This window comes from Pseudomonas sp. (genome assembly GCF_002796985.1).
Classification (GTDB): domain Bacteria; phylum Pseudomonadota; class Gammaproteobacteria; order Pseudomonadales; family Pseudomonadaceae; genus Pseudomonas.
Genome location: NZ_PEKX01000024.1, coordinates 99188 through 122814 on the forward strand (window position 1 = coordinate 99188; position 23627 = coordinate 122814).

At 62.6% G+C, this 23627-nt stretch carries 21 protein-coding genes; 19 read left to right on the forward strand and 2 right to left on the reverse strand.

Annotation, left to right across the window (positions count from 1 at the left end; all coding sequences use genetic code 11):
- Positions 1–19: 19 nt before the first annotated feature.
- On the reverse strand, positions 20–382 hold the full coding sequence (clpS, locus tag CTR55_RS26990) for an ATP-dependent Clp protease adapter ClpS (protein WP_026078807.1): 363 nt from the start codon (positions 380–382) through the stop codon (positions 20–22).
- 228 nt (positions 383–610) lie between these two features.
- Between clpS and cspD the strand changes: the two genes are divergently transcribed.
- Positions 611–886: a cold shock domain-containing protein CspD gene (cspD, locus tag CTR55_RS26995; protein WP_296291600.1), complete on the forward strand. Its 276-nt coding sequence runs from the start codon at positions 611–613 to the stop codon at positions 884–886.
- A 71-nt stretch (positions 887–957) separates the two neighbouring features.
- Here the strand turns inward: cspD and icd are convergent, their stop codons facing one another.
- Positions 958–2211 (reverse strand): NADP-dependent isocitrate dehydrogenase, encoded by a 1254-nt coding sequence (icd, locus tag CTR55_RS27000; protein ID WP_296291603.1) that lies wholly within the window; start codon positions 2209–2211, stop codon positions 958–960.
- Between the two features lie 357 nt (positions 2212–2568).
- Between icd and CTR55_RS27005 the strand changes: the two genes are divergently transcribed.
- The 18 genes from CTR55_RS27005 to nuoH all read left to right on the forward strand — a co-directional run bounded on the left by CTR55_RS27005 (position 2569) and on the right by nuoH (position 23619).
- Positions 2569–4791, forward strand: coding sequence for an NADP-dependent isocitrate dehydrogenase (locus tag CTR55_RS27005; protein ID WP_296291605.1), 2223 nt, complete (start codon positions 2569–2571; stop codon positions 4789–4791).
- 112 nt (positions 4792–4903) lie between these two features.
- A complete protein-coding gene (locus CTR55_RS27010) occupies positions 4904–5347 on the forward strand; it encodes an NUDIX hydrolase (RefSeq protein WP_296291607.1) in 444 nt (147 codons plus the stop codon).
- An 83-nt stretch (positions 5348–5430) separates the two neighbouring features.
- Positions 5431–6570, forward strand: coding sequence for a tRNA 2-thiouridine(34) synthase MnmA (mnmA, locus tag CTR55_RS27015; RefSeq protein ID WP_296291609.1), 1140 nt, complete (start codon positions 5431–5433; stop codon positions 6568–6570).
- Positions 6567–7187 (forward strand): high frequency lysogenization protein HflD, encoded by a 621-nt coding sequence (gene hflD / locus CTR55_RS27020; protein ID WP_296291611.1) that lies wholly within the window; start codon positions 6567–6569, stop codon positions 7185–7187. Before mnmA ends, hflD begins: the two co-directional genes overlap by 4 nt.
- 95 nt (positions 7188–7282) lie before the next feature.
- Positions 7283–8653 carry an adenylosuccinate lyase gene (purB, locus tag CTR55_RS27025; protein ID WP_296291612.1) on the forward strand — a complete coding sequence of 457 codons (1371 nt, stop codon included), beginning with the start codon at positions 7283–7285 and terminating at the stop codon, positions 8651–8653.
- Between the two features lie 60 nt (positions 8654–8713).
- Positions 8714–9889: a cupin domain-containing protein gene (locus tag CTR55_RS27030; protein ID WP_296291614.1), complete on the forward strand. Its 1176-nt coding sequence runs from the start codon at positions 8714–8716 to the stop codon at positions 9887–9889.
- Entirely contained in the window at positions 9882–10310 is a 429-nt protein-coding gene (locus tag CTR55_RS27035) for a GNAT family N-acetyltransferase (RefSeq protein WP_017517103.1), read from the forward strand. The genes CTR55_RS27030 and CTR55_RS27035 overlap by 8 nt, the downstream gene beginning before the upstream one ends.
- 20 nt (positions 10311–10330) lie before the next feature.
- The gene (locus tag CTR55_RS27040; protein WP_296291616.1) at positions 10331–10957 is read left to right on the forward strand and encodes a histone acetyltransferase HPA2; all 627 of its coding nucleotides are present in this window, start codon (positions 10331–10333) and stop codon (positions 10955–10957) included.
- Positions 10958–10977: 20 nt separating this feature from the next.
- On the forward strand, positions 10978–11769 hold the full coding sequence (locus CTR55_RS27045; RefSeq protein WP_296291652.1) for a secretin N-terminal domain-containing protein: 792 nt from the start codon (positions 10978–10980) through the stop codon (positions 11767–11769).
- A gap of 511 nt (positions 11770–12280) precedes the next feature.
- Complete coding sequence (locus tag CTR55_RS27050) at positions 12281–13876, forward strand: isocitrate lyase (RefSeq protein WP_296291619.1); 1596 nt, start codon at positions 12281–12283, stop codon at positions 13874–13876.
- A gap of 177 nt (positions 13877–14053) precedes the next feature.
- Entirely contained in the window at positions 14054–14545 is a 492-nt protein-coding gene (locus tag CTR55_RS27055; RefSeq protein ID WP_296291621.1) for a DUF4442 domain-containing protein, read from the forward strand.
- Positions 14546–14988: 443 nt separating this feature from the next.
- On the forward strand, positions 14989–15402 hold the full coding sequence (locus tag CTR55_RS27060; protein ID WP_017517108.1) for an NADH-quinone oxidoreductase subunit A: 414 nt from the start codon (positions 14989–14991) through the stop codon (positions 15400–15402).
- Positions 15403–15412: 10 nt separating this feature from the next.
- Complete coding sequence (locus CTR55_RS27065) at positions 15413–16090, forward strand: NADH-quinone oxidoreductase subunit B (protein ID WP_296291622.1); 678 nt, start codon at positions 15413–15415, stop codon at positions 16088–16090.
- 59 nt (positions 16091–16149) lie between these two features.
- Positions 16150–17931 carry an NADH-quinone oxidoreductase subunit C/D gene (gene nuoC / locus CTR55_RS27070; RefSeq protein WP_296291624.1) on the forward strand — a complete coding sequence of 594 codons (1782 nt, stop codon included), beginning with the start codon at positions 16150–16152 and terminating at the stop codon, positions 17929–17931.
- Positions 17928–18428 carry an NADH-quinone oxidoreductase subunit NuoE gene (gene nuoE, locus CTR55_RS27075; RefSeq protein ID WP_296291654.1) on the forward strand — a complete coding sequence of 167 codons (501 nt, stop codon included), beginning with the start codon at positions 17928–17930 and terminating at the stop codon, positions 18426–18428. The genes nuoC and nuoE overlap by 4 nt, the downstream gene beginning before the upstream one ends.
- Positions 18425–19774, forward strand: coding sequence for an NADH-quinone oxidoreductase subunit NuoF (gene nuoF / locus CTR55_RS27080; protein WP_296291626.1), 1350 nt, complete (start codon positions 18425–18427; stop codon positions 19772–19774). Before nuoE ends, nuoF begins: the two co-directional genes overlap by 4 nt.
- 129 nt (positions 19775–19903) lie before the next feature.
- Positions 19904–22618, forward strand: coding sequence for an NADH-quinone oxidoreductase subunit NuoG (nuoG, locus tag CTR55_RS27085; RefSeq protein WP_296291627.1), 2715 nt, complete (start codon positions 19904–19906; stop codon positions 22616–22618).
- Positions 22619–22629: 11 nt separating this feature from the next.
- On the forward strand, positions 22630–23619 hold the full coding sequence (gene nuoH, locus CTR55_RS27090; RefSeq protein ID WP_296291656.1) for an NADH-quinone oxidoreductase subunit NuoH: 990 nt from the start codon (positions 22630–22632) through the stop codon (positions 23617–23619).
- Positions 23620–23627 lie beyond the last annotated feature (8 nt).

The window sequence follows — 23627 nt, forward strand, 5'->3', positions numbered from 1 at the left end:
TCGCTCCCAAACATCCGCATCAACCTTCTATCTCAATTTCGCACAACAGTGGATGTTGGCTCTCCCTCGCATATTGATTGACCTGCATGGCTTTGGTTTCCGCGACATCGCGGGTAAAGGTCCCGCAGTGCGCCTTGCCCTGGGTATGCACCGTCAACATGACCTTGGTTGCCTGCTCGCGGTTCATGTTGAAGTACAGCTCAAGCACCTCAACCACGAAATCCATCGGGGTGTAATCATCGTTGAACATGATGACCCGATACATCGATGGCGCCTTCAGGGCAGGCTTGGCTTCTTCAACCGCCAGCCCCGCACCGTCGTCTTCCAATGGATCCGGGCGGTCCTGATTGAATGTTAGTCGAATCTGGCTACTTGCATGCATGCTGGAATAAAAGCTTTGCGAGTGGGTGAATGAGTGGGCCGGTCGGAGTTTGAATCGTCTCTCAGGCCCAGACGACGCCGCCTTGACTAACGGCAAAAGGGTGTTACAACCAAAGGATACCCCCCGGAGGGTATCAGGAGTTCCGGACGCCAGTCTTCAAAAAAGGGCATAGCGGAATAGTAGTGGATGATACTCCAGCGATGGAGTCCTTTGCAGAGGGATATCAGCATGCTTAGCGGTAAGGTCAAGTGGTTCAACAACGCCAAGGGCTACGGTTTCATCCTGGCTGATGGCCGAGATGAGGACCTGTTTGCTCACTACTCGGCAATCCAGATGGATGGCTACAAGACACTCAAGGCCGGCCAACCCGTCAGTTTCGAGATCCTGCAAGGTCCGAAGGGGTTGCACGCGGTGAATATCCAGCCCGTCAACGCCAATGCATCCACCCCATCCGCACAGACTGCCCCAAGCAGCGAGGCGCAGAACATCACGGCGGAAGCCTGATTCGTCAAGGATCAGACGAAACGAAAAAGGCCGGCAGCTAGCCGGCCTTTTTTCATGGGCGAAGTACTCGCTTACATCTTGGCGATGATCGCGTCGCCGAACTCGGAGCACGACAGCAGCCTGGCACCGTCCATCAGCCGCTCGAAGTCATAGGTCACAGTCTTCGCGGCGATGGCGCCGTTCACACCATCGATGATCAGGTCTGCCGCTTCCGGCCAACCCATATGGCGCAGCATCATCTCGGCAGAAAGAATCACCGAGCCTGGGTTGACCTTGTCCAGGCCGGCATACTTGGGCGCAGTGCCGTGGGTCGCCTCGAACATGGCCACCGAATCGGACAGGTTGGCGCCCGGCGCAATGCCGATGCCGCCCACCTCCGCCGCCAGGGCGTCGGACAGGTAGTCACCGTTCAGGTTGAGGGTGGCAATGACATCGTACTCGGCAGGACGCAGCAGGATCTGCTGCAGCATGGCGTCGGCGATCACGTCCTTTACCACGATATTCTTGCCAGTGGCCGGGTTCTTGAACTGCATCCACGGGCCACCGTCGAGCAGTTGGGCACCGAACTCGTCGCGGGCGATCTCATAGCCCCAGTCCTTGAAGGCACCTTCGGTGAATTTCATGATATTGCCTTTATGGACGATGGTGACCGAGCTGCGGTCATTGTCCACGGCGTACTGCAAAGCCTTGCGCACCAGGCGCTTGGTGCCTTCCTCGGAAACCGGCTTGATGCCGATACCGCAATTGTCGGTGAAGCGGATCTTCTTGACGCCCATTTCCTCGGTGAGGAACTTGATGACCTTCTGGGCTTCGGGAGTGCCGGCCTTCCACTCGACGCCGGCATAAATGTCTTCGGAGTTCTCGCGGAAGATCACCATGTCCACGTCGCCGGGCTTCTTCACCGGGCTGGGGACACCTTCGAACCAGCGCACCGGTCGCAGGCAGACATAGAGATCGAGCTGCTGGCGCATGGCCACATTCAACGAGCGAATGCCACCGCCCACCGGAGTGGTCAACGGTCCCTTGATGGACACGACGTAATCGCGAACGGCGTCCAGGGTTTCCTGGGGCAGCCAAGTGTCCTGATCATAGACCTGGGTGGCCTTCTCGCCAGCGTAGACTTCCATCCACGCGATCTTCCGGTCGCCTTTGTAGGCCTTCTCGACGGCAGCGTCGACGACCTTGATCATGACCGGGCTGATATCGACGCCAATACCATCACCCTCGATGAAGGGAATGATCGGGTTCTTCGGTACATTCAAGGACATATCGGCGTTGACGGTGATTTTGTCACCGGCCGGCACCTGGATCTTTTGGTATCCCATGCTGAACTCCGCTTTTTGGTTGAAACCCTCTTGCAGGCCATGAGGGTAGCTCACAAGTCGGTCATCGAACTACATCATTCCTTAGTCTAAAAAAGGGACACGGCTCACCCTGCCTTTAGGGTGGTATACTGGCCGGCATGACTTAATGGTCATCGAGGTCCGAGCAGTCTGGGACCAGACTCTCTCCTCGCAACGGCGCACGTCCCCACCAGGATCCCGCCGTACAACGCTCTACTGGCGCCCCAATATCCCCGCGGCAAATCTCGAAGGTCGGTCAACCACTTCGTTGAACGCAAGCGTGTACCAACGCGATTCGAGACTCTGTGCGCGCCCAGCAAAGAAGAGAGTTAGAACGAGATGTCCATCCGCTCGAAGATCACCTACACCTTCACCGACGAAGCACCCGCCCTCGCGACCTATTCGCTTCTTCCTATCGTAAAAGCCTTTGCCGCCTCCGCCGGCATCGACGTCGAGACCCGCGACATCTCTCTTTCGGGCCGTATCCTGGCCTCCTTCGCTGACAAGCTCGGCGACAAGGCCATCGCAGACGATCTGGCCTACCTGGCACAGCTCGCCACCGACGCCAAAGCCAACATCATCAAGCTGCCGAACATCTCCGCCTCGGTACCGCAGCTCAAGGGCGCCATCGCCGAACTGCAGAAGCTGGGCTACGCCATTCCGGACTTCCCGGAAGACCCGCAGACCGACGAAGAGAAAGACACCCGCGCGCGCTACGCCAAGGTTCTGGGCAGCGCCGTGAACCCGGTCCTGCGTGAAGGCAACTCCGACCGCCGCGCCCCGGCCGCCGTGAAAGCTTACGCCCGCAAGCACCCGCACAGCATGGGCAAGTGGAGCATGGCTTCGCGCTCCCACGCCGACTACATGCGTGGCGGCGACTTCTTCTCCAGCGAGCAGTCGGTCACCATCCCGAAGGCTGGTGAAGTCCGCATCGAGTTCGTCGGCAAGGACGGCAAGGTCGAGACCAAGAAGACCCTGAAGATGCAGGACGGCGAAGTCCTCGACAGCATGTTCATGAGCTGCAGCAAACTGCGCGCCTTCTTCGAGAAGACCCTGCAGGACTGCAAGGAAACCGGCGTCATGTGGTCCCTGCACGTCAAGGCCACCATGATGAAGATCTCCCACCCGATCGTCTTCGGTCACGCCGTCACCGTCTACTACAAGGACGTGTTCGAGAAGTATGGCCAGCTGTTCGAAGAGCTGGGCGTGAACCCGAACAACGGCATCTCCAGCGTCTACGACAAGATCAAGTCGCTGCCGGCCTCGCAGCAGGAAGAAATCCTCCACGACATCCACGAGGTGTACAGCCACCGTCCGGAAATGGCGATGGTTGACTCGGTCAAGGGCATCACCAACCTGCACATCCCCAGCGACGTGATCGTCGACGCCTCCATGCCAGCGATGATCCGCAACTCGGGTCAGATGTGGGGCAAGGACGGCAAGCAGAAAGACACTAAAGCGGTCATGCCGGAAAGCACCTACGCCCGCATCTACCAGGAAATGATCAACTTCTGCAAAACCAACGGCGCGTTCGACCCGACCACCATGGGCAGCGTACCGAACGTCGGCCTGATGGCGCAGAAGGCCGAGGAATACGGCTCCCACGACAAGACCTTCGAGATGGAAGCTGACGGCGTGATGCGCGTTGTCGACGCTGACGGCAAGGTCCTGATGCAGCACGAAGTACAAGCCGGCGACATCTGGCGCGCCTGCCAGACCAAGGACGCCCCGATCCGCGACTGGGTCAAGCTGGCTGTTACCCGTGCCCGCGCCTCCAACACCCCGGCCATTTTCTGGCTGGACCCGGAGCGCGCCCACGACAACGAGCTGCGCAAGAAGGTCGAGCTGTACCTGAAGGACCACGACCTGACCGGCCTGGACATCAGCGTCAAGGAATACAACGAAGCCATCCGTACCAGCATGGAACGCCAGCTGCGCGGCCTGGACACCATCTCGGTGACCGGCAACGTCCTGCGCGACTACCTGACTGACCTCTTCCCGATCATGGAACTGGGCACCTCGGCCAAGATGCTCTCCATCGTTCCGCTGATGGCGGGCGGCGGCATGTACGAAACCGGCGCCGGCGGCTCGGCTCCGAAACACGTACAGCAGCTGGTGGAAGAGAACTACCTGCGCTGGGATTCGCTGGGCGAGTTCCTGGCACTGGCCGTCTCCTTCGAGGAAGAAGGTATCAAGACCGCCAATGCCAAGGCCAAGGTGCTGGGCAAGACCCTGGACATCGCCACCGGCAAGCTGCTCGACAACAACAAGTCGCCGTCGCGCAAGATCGGTGAGATCGACAACCGCGGCAGCCACTTCTACCTCGCCATGTACTGGGCCCAGGCCCTGGCCGAGCAGAACGACGACGCCGAGCTGAAGGCTCACTTCGCCGCCCTGGCCAAGACCCTGACCGAGAACGAAGCAGCCATCGTCGCCGAACTGAACGGCGTACAGGGCAAGCCGGCGGAAATCGGTGGCTACTACCGTTCCGACGCGGAGCTGACCAGCAAGGTCATGCGCCCGAGCGCGACCTTCAACGCCGCGATCGACGCACTGGCGTAAGCCACCTCGCGTGACGCCAGAACCCCCGGGCCTTCCCGGGGGTTCTGCTTTCTGCGCCCGGCAACGTTAAACTTGCGCCCTTGAGCACTTATCCGAAAGGGAATCCGCACCCATGCGCTGGCTAGCACACGTCACCGTCGCCACCATCGTCGAAGACCAGGGCCGCTTCCTGCTGGTGGAAGAAATGTCCGCTGACAAAAAACAGGTCATCAACCAGCCCGCCGGCCACCTGGAGGCCAACGAAACCCTGATCGAGGCCGCCGTACGCGAAACCCTCGAGGAAACCGGCTGGGACGTGGAGCTGACTGCCGTCACCGGCATCTACCTGTACACGGCACCCAGCAACGGCATCACCTACCAGCGCGTCTGCTTCGCCGCCCGCCCCCTGCGCCATCACCCCAAGCGCGAGCTGGACGACGGTATCCTCGGCGCCCGCTGGATGACCCGCGAAGAACTGGCCGCGCAGCCCGAACGCTGGCGCAGCCACCTGGTGCTGCGCTGCATCGATGATTACCTGAAAGGTGACCGCTTCCCGCTGGCCCTGATCCGAGACTGAGCCAAGCCTAAGCCGGCAGCCGAGCCTCTGCCGCTCGGCTCTGGTAGAATCGCCCTCTTTACCTGCGTTCGTGACCCGCCGCCATGTCTGATTCATCCTCTTCTTCGCCGAAGACTCCCCAGAACACCCGCGTCATCGTCGGCATGTCCGGCGGCGTGGACTCTTCCGTCTCCGCCCTCCTCCTCAAGGAGCAGGGCTACCAGGTGGAAGGTCTGTTCATGAAGAACTGGGAAGAAGACGACGGCACCGAATACTGCACCGCCATGACCGACCTCGCCGACGCCCAGGCCGTCTGCGACCGCATCGACATCAAGCTGCACACCGCCAACTTCGCCGCGGAATACTGGGACAACGTCTTCGAGCACTTCCTCGAGGAATACAAGGCCGGCCGCACGCCGAACCCGGACATTCTCTGCAACCGCGAGATCAAGTTCAAAGCCTTCCTCGACTACGCCGTCGCCCTGGGCGCCGACCTGATCGCCACCGGGCACTACGTGCGCCGCCGTGATATCGACGGCCGCAGCGAACTGCTCAAGGGCTTGGACCCGAACAAGGACCAGAGCTACTTCCTCCACGCAGTGGGCGGCGAGCAGATCGGCAAGACCCTGTTCCCGGTTGGCGAACTGGAGAAGCCCGAGGTTCGCGCCATCGCCGAGAAATACGGCCTGGCCACCGCGAAGAAGAAAGACTCCACCGGCATCTGCTTCATCGGCGAGCGTCGCTTCAGCGACTTCCTCAAGCAGTACCTGCCCGCTCAGCCCGGCAACATCGAGACTACCGACGGCACGGTCATCGGCCAGCATGTCGGCCTGATGTACCACACCATCGGCCAGCGCCAGGGGCTGGGCATCGGCGGTCTGAAGAATGCCGACGACAGCCCCTGGTACGTCCTGGAGAAGGACCTGGCGCGCAACGTCCTGATTGTTGGCCAGGGCAACGACCACCCGTGGCTGTTCTCCCGCGCCCTGCATGCCTCGCACATCTATTGGGTCAACCCCATCGACCTGGACCAGCCCAAGGCCCTGCGCGCCAAGGTGCGCTACCGCCAGGCGGACCAGGACTGCGTGCTGGAGCGTACCGAAAACGGCTACCGCGCCGTCTTCGACGAGCCACAGCGCGCCGTCACCCCCGGCCAGTCCGTCGTCTTCTATGACGGCGAAATCTGCCTCGGCGGTGGCGTCATCGAATCCGCAGAACCCGCGTTCGCTAAGGACCATCCATGAGCGATCTGCACGACCAGATCATCGCCCTCTCCGGCGTCTTTGAGGCCGCTGCCCTGGTAGACCGTCTTGCCCGCACCGGGCAGATCCCCGAGGCGCCGCTGGGCTGCATGCTCGGCAGCCTGCTGGTACGCGACCCGAAGACCACCCTCGACGTCTACGGCGGCGATACTGCCAACCTGCGTGAGGGCTTCCGCGCCCTGGTCAGCGCCCTGGAGCGCGACCCCAACAGTCTGCAGCGCGAGCCCCTGCGCTATGCCCTGTCGCTGATCGGCCTGGAACGCCAGCTGAACAAGCGTCCCGACATGCTCGATATCATGGGCACCCGCCTGGACCAGGTCCAACAGCAGGTGCAGCACTTCGGCCTGGTCCACGAGAACGTCATCGCCTCCTGCGCCGGCCTCTACCAGGACACCCTGAGCACCTTCCGTCAGCGCATCCAGGTGCATGGCGACATGCGCCACCTGCAGATCAACGCCAACGCCGCGCGCATTCGCGCCCTGCTGCTGGCTGGCATCCGCTCCGCACGCCTGTGGCGACAGCTCGGCGGCAACCGCTGGCAGATGCTGTTCAGCCGGAAGAAAATGCTCAACGAGCTGCGCCCCCTGTTACGCGGCTGAAGCAAGCTCCTGCGGTCGTCGCAAGGGCGACCGGTTCGCGCCATTCATGTATGATGTGCGCCCTTTTCGTTGACCGACAGCTACGAGAACGCCCCATGCAGCTTTCCTCCCTTACCGCGGTATCCCCCGTTGACGGCCGTTACGGCAGCAAAACCAGCGCCCTGCGTCCGATTTTCAGCGAATACGGCCTGATCCGTTTCCGCGTCCTGGTGGAGGTTCGCTGGCTCCAGCGTCTCGCCGCCCACGCCGGCGTCCCTGAAGTCGCGCCCTTCTCCGCCGAAGCCAACGCCCTGCTGAACCAGCTGGCGGACGACTTCCAGCTGGAGCACGCGCAGCGCATCAAGGACATCGAGCGCACCACCAACCACGACGTGAAAGCCGTGGAATACCTGCTCAAGGAACAAGCCGCCAAGCTGCCGGAACTGGCCAAGGTCAGCGAGTTCATCCACTTCGCCTGCACTTCCGAGGACATCAACAACCTGTCCCACGCCCTGATGCTGCGCGAAGGCCGTGACACCGTGCTGCTGCCGCTGATGCACCAGATCGCCGACTCCATCCGCGAGCTCGCGGTGAAGTTCGCCGACGTGCCGATGCTCTCGCGCACCCACGGCCAGCCGGCCTCCCCGACCACCCTGGGCAAGGAGCTGGCCAACGTCGTCTACCGCCTGGAGCGCCAGATCAAGCAAGTTGCCTCGGTCGAACTGCTCGGCAAGATCAACGGTGCCGTGGGCAACTACAACGCCCATCTCTCGGCCTATCCGCAAGTGGATTGGGAAACCAACGCCCGCGAGTTCATCGAAGGTGACCTGGGCCTGAACTGGAACCCCTACACCACCCAGATCGAGCCGCACGACTACATCGCCGAACTGTTCGACGCCGTGGCCCGCTTCAACACTATCCTCATCGACTTCGACCGCGACGTCTGGGGCTACATCTCCCTGGGCTACTTCAAGCAGAAGACCGTCGCCGGCGAGATCGGCTCCTCGACCATGCCGCACAAGGTCAACCCGATCGACTTCGAGAACTCCGAAGGCAACCTGGGCATTGCCAACGCACTGCTCCAGCACCTGGCCAGCAAGCTGCCGATCTCCCGCTGGCAGCGCGACCTGACCGACTCCACCGTGCTGCGCAACCTGGGCGTCGGCTTTGCCCACAGCGTCATCGCCTACGAAGCCAGCCTCAAGGGCATCGGCAAGCTGGAGCTGAACGCCGCACGCATCGCCGCCGACCTGGATGCCTGCTGGGAAGTCCTCGCCGAGCCGGTGCAGACCGTCATGCGCCGCTATGGCATCGAGAATCCCTACGAGAAGCTCAAGGAGCTGACCCGCGGCAAAGGCATCAGCGCCGAAGCCCTGCAGGTATTCATCGAAGGCCTCAACATGCCGGCAGAAGCCAAGGCCGAGCTGAAGAAACTGACCCCCGCGAACTACATCGGTAACGCCGCCGCCCAGGCCAAGCGCATCTGAGATTCGCTCTGACTTTGCACGCCCGGCTGTGCCGGGCGTTTTTGTTTCAAGGACTTAACCATGAATCCTGCTATTCCTCTTCAGCTTTTGGGCGGCATCAGCGCCGAAGAATTCCTCCGCGATTACTGGCAGAAAAAGCCCCTGCTGGTACGCCAGGCCATCCCCGACTTCAAGAGCCCGCTGGACCCTGACGAACTGGCCGGTCTTGCCCTGGAAGAGATGATCGAATCGCGCATCGTCCTCGAACACGGCGACAGCCCCTGGGAGCTGCGCCGCGGTCCGTTCCAGGAAGATACTTTCAGCCAGATGCCCGAGCGCGACTGGACCCTGCTGGTGCAGGCCGTCGACCAGTTCATCCCGGAGGTCGCCGAACTGCTGGAACACTTCAAGTTCCTGCCCAGCTGGCGTATTGACGACGTGATGATCAGCTACGCGGCCCCAGGCGGCGGCGTCGGCCCACACTTCGACAACTACGACGTGTTCCTCCTGCAGGGCCACGGCCACCGCCACTGGAAAGTCGGCCAGACCTGCGACGCCAGCAGCCCAATGCTGCCCCATGCCGACCTGCGCATCCTCGCCGAATTCGAAGAAAGTGCCGACTGGGTGCTGGAACCCGGTGACATGCTCTACCTGCCGCCACGCGTGGCCCACTACGGCATCGCCGAAGACGACTGCATGACCTACTCGGTCGGCTTCCGTGCGCCCAGCGCCGCTGAAGTGCTGACCCACTTCACCGACTTCCTGGCCCAGTTCCTTTCCGACGAGGAGCGCTACAGCGATGCCGGCATGGCGGCGATGAAAGGCGACTTCGACCAGCACCAGATCCAGCGCGACGCTCTCGACCGCCTGAAGAACCTGCTACAGGAACACATGAGCGACGAGCGCCTGCTGCTCACCTGGTTCGGCCAGTTCATGACCGAACCGCGCTACCCGGAACTGGTAGCCGGCGAAGAGATCGAGGAAGGCGACCTGACCGCCGCCATCGAAGACGGTGAGGTGCTGATCCGCAACCCCAGCGCCCGCATGGCCTGGAGCGAAGTGGACGTCGGCCTGCTGCTGTTCGCCAGCGGCCAGACCGTGGTCCTGCCGGAAAAACTGCGCGACCTGCTCAAGCTGGTGTGCTCGGCGGAGTCGCTGCACGAAGGGAATCTCGGCCAATGGCTGGCCGACGACGATGGGCGTAAGCTCATCGGAGAACTGATCAAACAGGGCAGTCTGGAGTTTGCCGATGAGTAGCAAGATCAGGGTTCGCGTCGCGGACTGGCAGAAGGATAATGCCGATCTGAGGCGCATTCGCGAGGCGGTATTCATCGCCGAGCAATCGGTCCCGCCGGAACTCGAATGGGACGCCGAGGATGTCGAAGCCGTGCACTTCCTGGCCTTCGAAGGCGACTACGCCATTGGTACCGCCCGCCTCCTGCCGGACGGACACATCGGCCGGGTGTCGGTCCTCAAGGACTGGCGCGGCCTGAAAGTTGGCGATCTGCTGATGCGTGCAGCCATCGAACAGGCGGAAAGCCAGGGCCTGCAGCGCCAGTTGCTGACAGCGCAGGTCTACGCCATTCCCTTCTACGAACGGCTAGGCTTCCAGGTGGCCAGCGGCGAATTCCTCGACGCCGGCCTCCCCCACGTGGACATGGTGCGCGAGAGCGCCTGATCACCTGCTGAAGGAGCGACATGGAAAACGTCCCGGATCAAGACGACCTCCCGGCAGAACTGCCGGATATCGAGTTTCAGTCACCGGGGCGTTTTGCCGTCCACAACCCGTCCAGCGAAGCGCTTCCGCCCGCCGTACTGGAGCCCGCGCCCTTCCACCTCGGCGATGGCGACCAACTGCACCGCTTCAACAAGCCCGAGGACGCACGCGCCCACGCTCTGGCGCTGATCCAGCAGGCGCGGCGCACGCTTTACCTCTACACCCCCGATCTGGAGCCGTGGCTGTATCACCACAGCAGCATCCAGGAAGCCTGCACTCAACTGCTGCTGGGTAACCCGCGAAACCGCCTGATGATCCTGGTGCGCGACAGCACCCGCGCCGTGAAGGAAGGCCATCGCCTGCTCAACCTCAGCCGGCGCCTGTCCAGCTACTGCCAGATCCGCCGGATCAACCCCGACTACCCGAGCGAGGAGCACGCCTTCCTCCTCGCCGACGATTGCGGCCTGCTGTTGCGGCCGGAACCGGGCGAATACGCCGGCTACGCGCACTACAACAACGCCGGCCGCGTCCGCCAGCTGATCGCGCAATTCGAACAGAGCTGGAACACCAGCGTCCTCGACCCGAACCTGCGGAGTTTCCTGATTTGAGCCGCCCCTTTGTCTCCTTGGTGCTTGCCTGCGCAATCAGCTTCAGCGCCGTCGCTGCACCGCGCACCGAGATCATCCCACTCAACTACCGCACCGCCGAAGACGTGCTGCCGGTGGCGCAGCAAGTACTGGGCAACGAAGGCCGGGTCACCGCCTACGGCAACCAACTGGTGGTGAACGCCGAACTGGCGAAGATCCGCGAGTTACAGCAGGTGCTCGAACAACTGGACACCCGCCCGCACCAGTTGCTGATCAGCCTCGACACGGTCGACGGCAGCCAGGACAGCCAGAGTGGCTATTCGGTGAACGGCTCAATCAGCGCCGGCAACGTGGAGATCCAGTCCGGCCGCGGAGAAGTGAACGGCCGCGACCAGGTGCGCATCATCAACCGCTCCACCAGCAGCCGCGGCGGCGGCACCCAACAGGTACGCGCTACCGAAGGCTCACCCGCCTTCATCCAGGTCGGCCAGAGCCAGCCGGTGACCAACGCCGGCATCGGCCCCTACGGCCAGGTCTACAGCCAGACCGAGTACCGCGACGCCAACCAGGGCATGTACGTGACCGCCAGCCTCTCCGGCAACCTCGTACACATCACCCTCAGCACCCGTAACGACCGCTTCAACAACAACTACCAAGGCTCGATGAACACCAGCGCCACCGAAACCCGCGTCAGCGGGCAACTCGGCCAGTGGATCGAGATTGGCGGCGTCAGCGAGAGCAACCAGAGCACGCAGAACGGCTACACCCGCCAGTACAGTACCCAGGGCCGCAGCGACAGCAGCCTGCGAGTGAAGGTCGAAGTGCTCGACTAAGCCTTCCGCAGGTGACTTGACAGTCCTCCTTAGACCTTCGTGTAGTAGCCCAAAAAAAACACTACAAAACGTTTGACGAACGCTCGTTTGAAAGGGCATGATGGCCTCGCTCCCGCTAACCAGAGGGTCTCAAAGCCCTCCGGACCGAGCCTGTGGCCCACCCGCCGCGCCGGTCCGTGTTGTTAAGCCCACAAGGCGGATCGACGAGGTTGCGACTGGCAAGAGGTTGTCCTGAGGGACGGGGAAGCAAGCCTTAGCAACAGTACGAAGTGACGGATTCAGCCGTCCACCATCGCCCAACGGCTGCCACGAGCCGGCAAGCGATTCTGGATGTCACCGCTGCAGTCACCCGTCTGTACGCCCGCTCTACCCCACTCCTCCAGCGTCATTCCTTCTTTCGGTCGCGCCTTCGCCATCCCGCGGCGAGCAACCCGCAGTCAATTCCGTGTAGATACGGGTTTTGAGTGGGTAAGTCGGTGCTCAACCACACACATACTTTGAAGGATTGACCATGTCCGCTTATCAAAACGACATCAAAGCCGTTGCCGCTCTGAAAGAGAAAACCGGCAACAGCTGGAGCGCTATCAACCCCGAGTCGGTTGCCCGCATGCGCGCTCAGAACCGCTTCAAGACTGGTCTGGACATCGCCAAGTACACTGCGGCCATCATGCGCAAGGACATGGCCGAGTATGACGCCGACACCTCCGTCTACACCCAGTCCCTGGGTTGCTGGCACGGCTTCATCGGCCAGCAGAAGCTGATCTCGATCAAGAAGCACCTGAAGACCACCAACAAGCGCTACCTCTACCTGTCCGGCTGGATGGTTGCCGCGCTGCGCTCCGACTTCGGCCCGCTGCCCGACCAGTCCATGCACGAAAAGACTGCCGTTTCCGGCCTGATCGAAGAGCTGTACACCTTCCTGCGCCAGGCTGACGCCCGCGAACTGGACCTGCTCTTCACCGCCCTGGACAGCGCTCGCGCCGCTGGCGACAAAGTCAAGCAGGACGAAATCCAGGCTCAGATCGACGGCTACGAAACCCACGTAGTACCGATCATCGCCGACATCGACGCAGGCTTCGGCAACCCGGAAGCGACCTACCTGCTGGCCAAGAAAATGATCGAAGCCGGTGCCTGCTGCATCCAGATCGAAAACCAGGTTTCCGACGAGAAGCAGTGCGGCCACCAGGACGGCAAAGTGACCGTTCCGCACGAAGACTTCCTCGCCAAGATCAACGCCGTTCGCTACGCGTTCCTCGAGCTGGGTGTTGACGACGGCGTGATCGTTGCCCGTACCGACTCCCTGGGCGCCGGCCTGACCAAGCAGATCGCCGTGACCAAAGAGCCGGGCGACCTGGGTGACCAGTACAACGCCTTCCTGGACTGCGAAGAAGTTTCCGCTGCCGAACTGCAGAACGGCGACGTCGTGATCAACCGCGGCGGCAAGCTGCTGCGTCCCAAGCGCCTGGCTTCCAACCTGTTCCAGTTCCGCAAGGGCACCGGCGAAGACCGTTGCGTCCTGGACTGCATCACCTCGCTGCAGAACGGCGCCGACCTGCTGTGGATCGAAACCGAGAAGCCGCACGTTGGCCAGATCAAAGGCATGGTTGACCGCATCCGTCAGGTGATCCCGAACGCCAAGCTGGTTTACAACAACAGCCCGTCGTTCAACTGGACCCTGAACTTCCGTCAGCAGGTGTTCGATGCATTCGCCGCCGAAGGCAAGGACGTTTCCGCCTACGACCGCGCCAAGCTGATGAGCGTCGAGTACGACGAGACCGAACTGGCCCAGATCGCTGACGAGAAGATCCGTACCTTCCAGCGTGACGGTTCCGCCCACGCCGGCATCTTCCACCACCTGATCACCCTGCCGACCTATCACACTGCCGCGCTGTCCACCGACAACCTGGCCAAGGGCTACTTCGCCGACCAGGGCATGCTGGCCTACGTGAAAGGCGTTCAGCGTCAGGAACTGCGTCAGGGCATCGCCTGCGTCAAGCACCAGAACATGGCTGGCTCGGACATCGGCGACAACCACAAAGAGTACTTCGCTGGCGAAGCCGCTCTGAAAGCCTCGGGTAAAGACAACACCATGAACCAGTTCCACTAATACGGAACCGGCTCAACCAGCCCCTCGGGGCTGGGAGGCACTGCAAAACCCCGGCACCTGCCGGGGTTTTGCTTTTTTGCGCTTGGCCGAACCGCCAACCATCCCCTCTTCACCCGCCAAGGGAAGATTCACGCCAGCATGCCAGTCTCGGCCCTCCTTATATGAATGGAGATGGCCATGCCCAAACACAACCGCCTCGCCCTTGCCGCCGCCCTCATCCAGCGACTGCCCCGCCGACTTCATGAACCACTGCTCAGCCGCCTGTTCTGTTCCCAGGTGCGCTTCGCCGGTACCGCTGGCGTACGCATCCAGAAACTCTCCGACAGCGAAGTGCGAATGAGCCTAGCCAACCACCGCCGTACCCGCAATCACATCGGCGGCGTACATGCCGCGGCCATGGCGCTACTGGCCGAGTCCGCCAGTGGCTGCATGGTCGGCATGAACCTGCCCGACCACAAACTACCGCTGATCAAGAGCCTCAAGGTGGATTACCTGCGTCGCGCCAGCGGCAGCCTGCGCGCCATCGCCACACTGCAGCCCGAGCAACGCCGTGCCATGCTGGAGCAGGACAAGGGCGAGACACTGATCCAGGTGATGCTGCTGGACGACTCCGGTGGCGAACCAGTGCGCTGCGAAATGCACTGGGCGTGGATCGCGAAGCGAAACTGAACCCCTCCACTGGAGGGGGCGATCAAGCAGATTGCGGAGGGATAATTAGACGTCGCTATTTGTGCAGGATAAAAAGCATCGACGCCTATATGTAGTAAAGTTACAGACATACGACACTGCAAATGATAATACTTATCATTTAATGACTGCCAATTTATTGCGCCCGAATACCTCGAAAGTACTATTCGACCAAAGCCGAAGTGCCGTCACACTAAGCATCCAGAGCCGCGCAAACAGGGCCCTTCGGGAAATGCAAAACGCTTTTGCCCGAATTAGAAGCATCTGTTTGTGTTGGAAAAATTTACTTGCTGAAGGCTTTGGGCATAAAATTGGAAAGATGACCTGAACCCTTAGCTCGCTATCCTTGAGTTGTTGGGTTCGCAGTAGTCGGGCCTTGCGCCCGAAACCCAAGACAAACGTTATTTGTAGGAAGGAGTATCGGCATGCCCAATCCAGCTGAACTTGCAGCTCAACACTGGGGACTCGCCGCCTTCCTTTTAGGGGTGCTGGGCCTGCTCGCCTTCATGCTAGGGGTATCCAGCCTGCTTGGCAGTAAGGCATTTGGTCGCAGCAAGAACGAACCGTTCGAATCGGGGATCGTTCCTACCGGCAGCGCACGCCTACGTCTGTCGGCAAAATTCTATCTGGTCGCGATGCTCTTCGTGATCTTCGACGTCGAAGCCCTCTTCCTTTTCGCCTGGTCAGTGTCCGTCCGTGAAAGCGGTTGGGCCGGTCTGATCGAGGCAACCATTTTCATAGCAATTCTGTTGGCAGGTCTTGTCTACCTGTGGCGTATCGGCGCGCTCGATTGGGCGCCGGCGGCACGTCGCGCACGGCAGGCGAAGCTAAAACAATGAGGCTTTGGCGATGCAATACAAACTTACCCGGATCGATCCGGATGCGCCCAATGATCAATACCCGATCGGCGAACGCGAAACGGTAGAAGACCCGCTCCTTGAAGGGCAGGTCCACAAGAACATCTTCATGGGCAAGCTCGAGGATGTTCTCAACGGTGCGGTGAACTGGGGTCGCAAGAACTCCCTGTGGCCGTACAACTTCGGGCTGTCCTGCTGCTACGTGGAGATGACCACGGCGTTCACCGCGCCGCACGACATCGCCCGTTTCGGCGCCGAAGTGATCCGTGCATCGCCGCGTCAGGCTGACTTCATGGTCATCGCCGGCACCTGCTTCATCAAGATGGCTCCGGTCATCCAGCGCCTGTACGAGCAGATGCTGGAACCCAAGTGGGTAATCTCGATGGGGTCGTGCGCCAACTCCGGCGGCATGTACGACATCTACTCGGTCGTTCAGGGGGTCGACAAGTTCCTCCCCGTGGACGTGTACATCCCTGGCTGCCCGCCCCGTCCGGAAGCGTTCCTGCAAGGCCTGATGCTGCTGCAGGAATCCATCGGCCAGGAGCGTCGTCCGTTGTCCTGGGTTGTAGGCGATCAAGGCATCTATCGTGCCGACATGCCTGCCCAGAAGGATCTCAAGCGCGAACAGCGCATTGCGGTCACCAACCTGCGCAGCCCCGACGAAGTGTGATCCGGCCCTCCACGAGAGGCCCGTTTTCACTCCACCGTTGACCGAGTGACTTAAAGACTATGAATGCAGACTCCGCTCTGTACATCCCGCCTTACAAGGCAGACGACCAAGACATCGTCGTCGAACTGAATTCCCGCTTTGGCGCCGAGACCTTCACCGTCCAGGCCACCCGCACCGGCATGCCGGTGCTCTGGGTTGCCCGTGAGCGCCTGATCGACGTCCTCACCTTCCTGCGCAATGTGCCCAAGCCGTACGTCATGCTCTATGACCTGCACGGTGTCGACGAGCGCCTGCGCACCCATCGTCGCGGTCTGCCGGGCGCCGACTTCAGCGTGTTCTACCACCTGATGTCGCTCGAGCGTAATAGTGACGTGATGATCAAGGTGGCCCTGTCCGAGGGCGACCTCAATGTGCCTACCGCCACCCGTATCTGGCCGAACGCCAACTGGTACGAGCGTGAGGTCTGGGACATGTACGGGATCACCTTCAATGGCCACCCGCACCTGACTCGCATGTTGATGCCGTCCACTTGGGAAGGTCACCCGCTGCGCAAGGATTACCCGGCGCGTGCCACCGAGTTCGACCCGTACGCGCTGTCCGCCGCCAAGCAGGACCTCGAGCAGGAAGCCCTGCGCTTCAAGCCCGAAGACTGGGGCATGAAGCGCCACGGCGAGAACGAGGACTTCATGTTCCTCAACCTCGGCCCGAACCACCCGTCCGCGCACGGTGCGTTCCGCATCATCCTGCAGTTGGACGGTGAAGAGATCCTCGATTGCGTTCCGGAAATCGGCTACCACCACCGTGGTGCCGAGAAGATGGCCGAGCGTCAGTCCTGGCACAGCTTCATCCCCTACACCGACCGCATCGACTACCTCGGCGGCGTGATGAACAACCTGCCGTACGTGCTCTCGGTCGAGAAGCTCGCCGGCATCAAGGTGCCGCAACGCGTCGACGTCATCCGCATCATGATGTCGGAGTTCTTCCGCATCCTGAACCACCTTCTCTACCTGGGCACCTACATCCAGGACGTGGGCGCGATGACCCCGGTGTTCTTCACCTTCACCGACCGCCAGCGCGCCTACAAGGTCGTCGAAGCCATCACCGGCTTCCGCCTGCACCCGGCCTGGTACCGCATCGGCGGCGTCGCCCACGACCTGCCGCGCGGCTGGGACAAACTGGTCCGCGAATTCCTCGACTGGATGCCCAAGCGCCTGGACGAGTACGAAACCGCCGCCCTGAAGAACAGCATCCTGCGTGGCCGTACCATCGGCGTTGCCCAGTACAACACCAAGGAAGCGCTGGAATGGGGTACCACCGGCGCCGGCCTGCGCGCCACCGGTTGCGACTTCGACCTGCGCAAGGCCCGCCCCTACTCCGGCTACGAGAACTTCGAGTTCGAAGTACCGCTGGCGGTCAACGGCGACGCCTACGACCGCTGCATGGTCAAGATGGGTGAAATGCGCCAGAGCCTGCGCATCATCGAGCAGTGCCTGAAGAACATGCCCGAAGGCCCGTACAAGGCCGACCACCCGCTGACCACGCCGCCGCCCAAAGAGCGCACGCTGCAGCACATCGAAACCCTGATCACCCACTTCCTGCAGGTTTCCTGGGGCCCGGTCATGCCGGCCAACGAAGCCTTCCAGATGGTGGAAGCGACCAAGGGCATCAACAGCTACTACCTGACGAGCGATGGCAGCACCATGAGCTACCGGACCCGCATCCGGACGCCCAGCTTCCCACACCTGCAGCAGATTCCGTCGGTGATCAACGGCAGCATGATCGCTGACCTGATCGCCTATCTGGGCAGTATCGACTTCGTTATGGCCGACGTGGACCGCTGATCATGAGTACCCTTATCCAGACTGATCGTTTCGAACTCAGCGAAACCGAGCGCTCGGCCATCGAGCACGAGCTGCATCACTACGAGGACTCCCGCGCGGCGTCCATCGAAGCCCTGAAGATCGTCCAGAAGCAGCGCGGCTGGGTGCCGGACGGCGCCATCGGCGCCATCGCCGAGATCCTCGGCATTCCGGACAGCGACGTCGAAGGTGTGGCTACCTTCTATAGCCAGATCTTCCGTCAGCCGGTCGGCCGCCACATCATTCGCGTCTGCGACAGCATGGTCTGCTACATCGGCGGCCACGAGTCCGTGGTCGGTGAGATCCAGAAGCAGCTGGGTATCGGCCTCGGCCAGACGACCGCCGACGGCCGTTTCACCCTGCTGCCGGTGTGCTGCCTGGGCAACTGCGACAAGGCCCCGGCGATGATGATCGACGACGACACCTTCGGTGACCTGCGTCCCGACGGCGTCGCCAAACTGCTGGAGGCCTACGCATGAGTCGCCTCACCTCCTACGGCACGCCCAACCGCACCGCGCGCGCGGCCGAAACCCATCCGCTGACCTGGCGCCTGCGTGACGACGGCGCTCCGGTCTGGCTGGAGGAGTACCAGTCGAAGAACGGCTACGCCGCCGCGCGCAAGGCGCTGGCGCAGATGGCCACCGACGACATCGTCCAGACCGTCAAGGACTCCGGCCTCAAGGGCCGCGGCGGTGCGGGCTTCCCCACCGGCGTGAAGTGGGGCCTGATGCCCAAGGACGAATCCCTCAACATCCGCTACCTGCTGTGCAACGCGGACGAGATGGAGCCCAATACCTGGAAGGACCGCATGCTCATGGAGCAGCTGCCGCACCTGCTGGTGGAAGGCATGCTGATCTCCGCGCGCGCCCTCAAGGCTTACCGTGGCTACATCTTCCTGCGCGGCGAGTACGTCGACGCCGCCCGCAATCTGAACCGCGCCATCGATGAAGCCAAGGCCGCCGGCCTGCTGGGCAAGAACATCCTCGGCAGTGGTTTTGATTTCGAGCTGTTCGTGCACACCGGCGCCGGTCGCTACATCTGTGGCGAAGAGACCGCGCTGATCAACTCGCTCGAAGGCCGTCGCGCCAACCCGCGCTCCAAGCCGCCCTTCCCCGCCGCCGTCGGCGTCTGGGGCAAGCCGACCTGCGTGAACAACGTCGAGACCCTGTGCAACGTGCCGGCGATCGTCGAGCACGGCGTCGACTGGTACAAGGGTCTCGCCCGTCCGGGCAGCGAAGACATGGGCACCAAGCTCATGGGCTTCTCCGGCAAGGTGAAGAACCCTGGCATCTGGGAACTGCCCTTCGGCCTTCCGGCCCGCGAGCTGTTCGAGGACTACGCTGGCGGCATGCGCGACGGCTACAAGCTCAAGGCCTGGCAGCCGGGCGGCGCCGGTACCGGCTTCCTCCTGCCGGAACACCTGGATGCGCTGTTCTACGCCGGTGGCGTCGCCAAGGTCGGCACCCGTATGGGTACGGGCCTGGCCATGGCAGTGGACGACAGCGTCAACATGGTTTCCCTGCTGCGCAACATGGAAGAGTTCTTCGCCCGCGAATCGTGCGGCTGGTGCACGCCGTGTCGTGACGGTCTGCCGTGGAGCGTCAAGGTCCTGCGCGCGCTGGAGAACGGCGAAGGCGCCCAGGGCGACCTGGAGACGCTCGAGCAGCTCGTCAACTTCCTCGGCCCAGGCAAGACCTTCTGTGCCCACGCACCGGGTGCCGTCGAGCCGTTGGGCAGCGCACTGAAGTATTTCCGTCCCGAGTTCGAAGCGGGCATTTCCCGCCAGGCTCAGGCCGTACAAGCACCGCAGACCGTCGGCGCTTGATGCTTTGATCGCCGGGCGCGAGCGCCCGGCGTTGTTTCGTTGCAGTGCCGCGGCGTGCCGCCGGCCCGATGAAACCGTGATTTCTATTAGCCACGCCCGCTGACAACGGGCCAACGAAGACTTAGACCCATGGCCACGATCCACGTAGACGGCAAGACGTTAGAAGTCGACGGAGCGGACAACCTGTTGCAGGCCTGCCTCTCCCTCGGTCTCGACATCCCCTACTTCTGCTGGCACCCGGCGCTCGGTAGCGTCGGCGCCTGCCGCCAGTGTGCGGTCAAGCAATACACCGACGAGAACGACAAACGCGGTCGTCTCGTCATGTCCTGCATGACCCCCGCCACCGACAACAGCTGGATTTCCATCGAGGACGAAGAGGCCAAGCAGTTCCGCGCCAGCGTCGTCGAATGGCTGATGACCAACCACCCGCACGACTGCCCGGTCTGCGAGGAAGGCGGTCACTGCCACCTGCAGGACATGACGGTGATGACCGGCCACAACCAGCGCCGGTACCGCTTCACCAAGCGCACCCACCAGAACCAGGAGCTCGGCCCGTTCATCGCCCACGAGATGAACCGCTGCATCGCCTGCTACCGCTGCGTCCGTTACTACAAGGACTACGCCGGCGGCACCGACCTGGGCGTCTATGGCGCGCACGACAACGTCTACTTCGGCCGCATCGAGGACGGTGTACTGGAGAGCGAATTCTCCGGCAACCTGACCGAGGTCTGCCCGACCGGCGTGTTCACCGACAAGACCCACTCCGAGCGCTACAACCGCAAGTGGGACATGCAGTTCGCCCCGAGCATCTGCCATGGCTGCTCCAGCGGCTGCAACATCAGCCCCGGCGAGCGTTACGGTGAAATCCGCCGCATCGAGAACCGTTACAACGGCTCGGTGAACCACTACTTCCTGTGCGACCGCGGCCGCTTCGGCTACGGCTACGTCAACCGCGAAGACCGCCCGCGCCAGCCGCAGCTGCTGCTGAGCAAGCAGAAGCTCTCGCTGGACGGCGCCCTGGATCAGACCGCAGCCCTGCTCAAAGGCCGCAAGGTCATCGGCATCGGTTCGCCGCGCGCCAGCCTGGAAAGCAACTACGCCCTATCCGCACTGGTCGGCGCGCAGAACTTCTACAGCGGCATCTCCGCTGACGAGCTGCAACGCCTGCAGCTGGTCCTGAAAGTCATGCAGGATGGCCCGCTGCCGGTGCCGACCCTCCGTGACATGGAAGATCACGATGCGGTATTCGTGCTCGGCGAAGACCTGACCCAGACCGCTGCCCGTATCGCCCTGGCCCTGCGCCAGTCGGTGAAGGGCAAGGGCGAGGACATGGCCGCCGCGATGAAGATCCAGCCGTGGCTCGACGCCGCGGTGAAGACCATCGCCCAGCACGAGATGAACCCGCTGTTCATCGCCAGCCTCGATGAAACCCGCCTGGACGACGTCGCCGCCGAGTGCGTGCACGCCGCTACCGAAGACCTGGCCCGCCTGGGCTTCGCCGTGGCCCACGCCATCGATTCGAGCGCCCCGGCCGTGGTCGGCCTCGACGCCGAAGCCGCCGCCCTCGCCCAGCGCATCGCCGATGCCCTGGTCGCCGCGAAGCGCCCATTGGTCATCTCCGGCACCTCGCTGGGCAGCAACGCCCTGATCGAAGCCGCGGCCAACATCGCCAGCGCGCTGAAGAACCGCGAGAAGAACGGCTCCCTGAGCCTGGTGGTTCCGGAAGCCAACAGCCTGGGCCTCGCTCTCTTCGGCGGCGAGTCCGTCGAAAGCGCCCTGCAGCAGCTGACCTCCGGCGCCGCTGATGCCGTGGTGATCCTGGAGAACGACCTGTACCGCCGCGCCGACGCTGCCGCTGTCGATGCCGCCCTGGCCGCCGCGAAGATCGTCGTCGTCGCCGATCACCAGCAGACCGCCACCAGCGCCAAGGCCACCGTCCTGCTGCCGGCCGCCAGCTTCGCCGAAGGCGATGGCACCCTGGTCAGCCAGGAAGGCCGCGCCCAGCGCTTCTTCCAGGTCTACGATCCGACCTACTACAACGCCGACAACCTGGTCCGCGAAGGCTGGCGCTGGCTGCACGCCTTGCACAGCACCCTCGAAGGCAAGCGTGTCGACTGGACCCAGCTGGACCACGTGATCGACGCCGTCGTCGCCGCCAAGCCGCACCTGGCCGGCATCCGCGACGCTGCGCCGAACGCCGCGTTCCGCATCAAGGGCCTGAAGCTGGCGCGCGAGCCGCACCGCTACTCCGGCCGCACCTCGATGCGCGCCAACATCAGCGTGCATGAGCCGCGTACCCCGCAGGACAAGGACACTGCCTTTGCCTTCTCCATGGAAGGCTACGCCGGCAGCACTGAGCCGCGTCAGCAGATTCCGTTCGCCTGGTCCCCGGGCTGGAACTCCCCGCAGGCCTGGAACAAGTTCCAGGACGAAGTCGGTGGTCACCTGCGTGCCGGCGATCCGGGCGTTCGCCTGATCGAGGCCAAGGGCGAAGTCCTGTGGTTCAGCGAGATTCCCGCGCCGTTCCACACCGCCGCCAGCCAGTTCAAGGTAGTGCCCTTCTATCACCTGTTCGGCAGCGAGGAGAATTCCGCCAAAGCCGCCCCGGTGCAGGAGCGCATCCCGCAGACCTACGTCACCCTGGCCAAGGCCGAGGCTGACCGTCTGGGCGTCAACGAAGGCGCAATCATCCGCCTGACCGTCAAGGGGCAGGAACTGCGCCTGCCGCTGCGTGTGAGCGAAGAGCTCGGCGCCGGCCTGGTCGCCCTGCCGATCGGTCTGCAAGGCATTCCCGCCGGTGTCATCGGCGCTGTCGCTGAAGGCCTGCAGGAGGCTGCCCAATGAGCTTGATGAGCATGAGCTGGCTGACACCCGCCGTCGTCGACATCATCATCGAGGTCATCAAGGCCATCGTCATCCTGCTCGCCGTGGTCGTCTGCGGCGCGCTGCTCAGCTGGGTCGAGCGTCGTCTGCTCGGCCTCTGGCAGGACCGCTACGGTCCGAACCGGGTCGGCCCCTTCGGTGCCTTCCAGCTCGGCGCCGACATGCTGAAGATGTTCTTCAAGGAAGACTGGACCCCGCCGTTCGCCGACAAGATGATCTTCACTCTCGCGCCCATGATCGCCATGGGTGCGCTGCTGGTGGCGTTCGCCGTCGTCCCGATCACCCCGACCTGGGGCGTGGCGGACCTGAACATCGGCATCCTGTTCTTCTTCGCCATGGCAGGCCTGACCGTGTACGCGGTGCTGTTCGCCGGCTGGTCGAGCAACAACAAGTTCGCCTTGCTCGGTGCCTTGCGCGCCTCGGCCCAGACCATCTCCTACGAGGTGTTCCTGGCCCTGTCGCTGATGGGCATCGTGGTTCAGGTCGGCTCGTTCAGCCTGCGCGACATCGTCGAGTACCAGGCCCAGCACGTGTGGTTCATCATTCCGCAGTTCTTCGGCTTCATGACCTTCTTCGTCGCCGGCGTCGCCGTGACTCACCGTCACCCGTTCGACCAGCCCGAAGCCGAACAGGAACTGGCCGATGGTTACCACATCGAGTATGCCGGCATGAAATGGGGCATGTTCTTCGTCGGCGAGTACATCGGCATCGTGCTGGTGTCCGCGCTGCTGGCGACCCTGTTCTTCGGCGGCTGGCACGGCCCCTTCGGCATCCTGCCGCAGATCCCGTTCATCTGGTTCGCCCTGAAAACCGGCTTCTTCATCATGCTGTTCATCCTGCTGCGGGCCTCCATCCCACGCCCGCGCTATGACCAGGTGATGGCCTTCAGTTGGAAGTTCTGTCTCCCGCTGACCCTGATCAACCTGCTGGTGACCGGCGCAATCGTGCTGGCGGCCCAGTAAGGAGCAAG

What these genes read in the sequence shown, in the direction of transcription:
- CTR55_RS27060 (WP_017517108.1), top strand. Translation starts at nt 14,989, where the DNA reads ATGCCCAATCCAGCTGAACTTGCAGCTCAACACTGGGGACTCGCCGCC.
- clpS (WP_026078807.1), bottom strand. Translation starts at nt 382, where the DNA reads ATGCATGCAAGTAGCCAGATTCGACTAACATTCAATCAGGACCGCCCG.
- CTR55_RS27010 (WP_296291607.1), top strand. Translation starts at nt 4,904, where the DNA reads ATGCGCTGGCTAGCACACGTCACCGTCGCCACCATCGTCGAAGACCAG.
- nuoG (WP_296291627.1), top strand. Translation starts at nt 19,904, where the DNA reads ATGGCCACGATCCACGTAGACGGCAAGACGTTAGAAGTCGACGGAGCG.
- purB (WP_296291612.1), top strand. Translation starts at nt 7,283, where the DNA reads ATGCAGCTTTCCTCCCTTACCGCGGTATCCCCCGTTGACGGCCGTTAC.
- CTR55_RS27005 (WP_296291605.1), top strand. Translation starts at nt 2,569, where the DNA reads ATGTCCATCCGCTCGAAGATCACCTACACCTTCACCGACGAAGCACCC.
- CTR55_RS27065 (WP_296291622.1), top strand. Translation starts at nt 15,413, where the DNA reads ATGCAATACAAACTTACCCGGATCGATCCGGATGCGCCCAATGATCAA.
- CTR55_RS27030 (WP_296291614.1), top strand. Translation starts at nt 8,714, where the DNA reads ATGAATCCTGCTATTCCTCTTCAGCTTTTGGGCGGCATCAGCGCCGAA.
- CTR55_RS27040 (WP_296291616.1), top strand. Translation starts at nt 10,331, where the DNA reads ATGGAAAACGTCCCGGATCAAGACGACCTCCCGGCAGAACTGCCGGAT.
- CTR55_RS27035 (WP_017517103.1), top strand. Translation starts at nt 9,882, where the DNA reads ATGAGTAGCAAGATCAGGGTTCGCGTCGCGGACTGGCAGAAGGATAAT.
- icd (WP_296291603.1), bottom strand. Translation starts at nt 2,211, where the DNA reads ATGGGATACCAAAAGATCCAGGTGCCGGCCGGTGACAAAATCACCGTC.
- hflD (WP_296291611.1), top strand. Translation starts at nt 6,567, where the DNA reads ATGAGCGATCTGCACGACCAGATCATCGCCCTCTCCGGCGTCTTTGAG.
- CTR55_RS27055 (WP_296291621.1), top strand. Translation starts at nt 14,054, where the DNA reads ATGCCCAAACACAACCGCCTCGCCCTTGCCGCCGCCCTCATCCAGCGA.
- nuoC (WP_296291624.1), top strand. Translation starts at nt 16,150, where the DNA reads ATGAATGCAGACTCCGCTCTGTACATCCCGCCTTACAAGGCAGACGAC.
- nuoF (WP_296291626.1), top strand. Translation starts at nt 18,425, where the DNA reads ATGAGTCGCCTCACCTCCTACGGCACGCCCAACCGCACCGCGCGCGCG.
- cspD (WP_296291600.1), top strand. Translation starts at nt 611, where the DNA reads ATGCTTAGCGGTAAGGTCAAGTGGTTCAACAACGCCAAGGGCTACGGT.
- nuoH (WP_296291656.1), top strand. Translation starts at nt 22,630, where the DNA reads ATGAGCTGGCTGACACCCGCCGTCGTCGACATCATCATCGAGGTCATC.
- mnmA (WP_296291609.1), top strand. Translation starts at nt 5,431, where the DNA reads ATGTCTGATTCATCCTCTTCTTCGCCGAAGACTCCCCAGAACACCCGC.
- CTR55_RS27050 (WP_296291619.1), top strand. Translation starts at nt 12,281, where the DNA reads ATGTCCGCTTATCAAAACGACATCAAAGCCGTTGCCGCTCTGAAAGAG.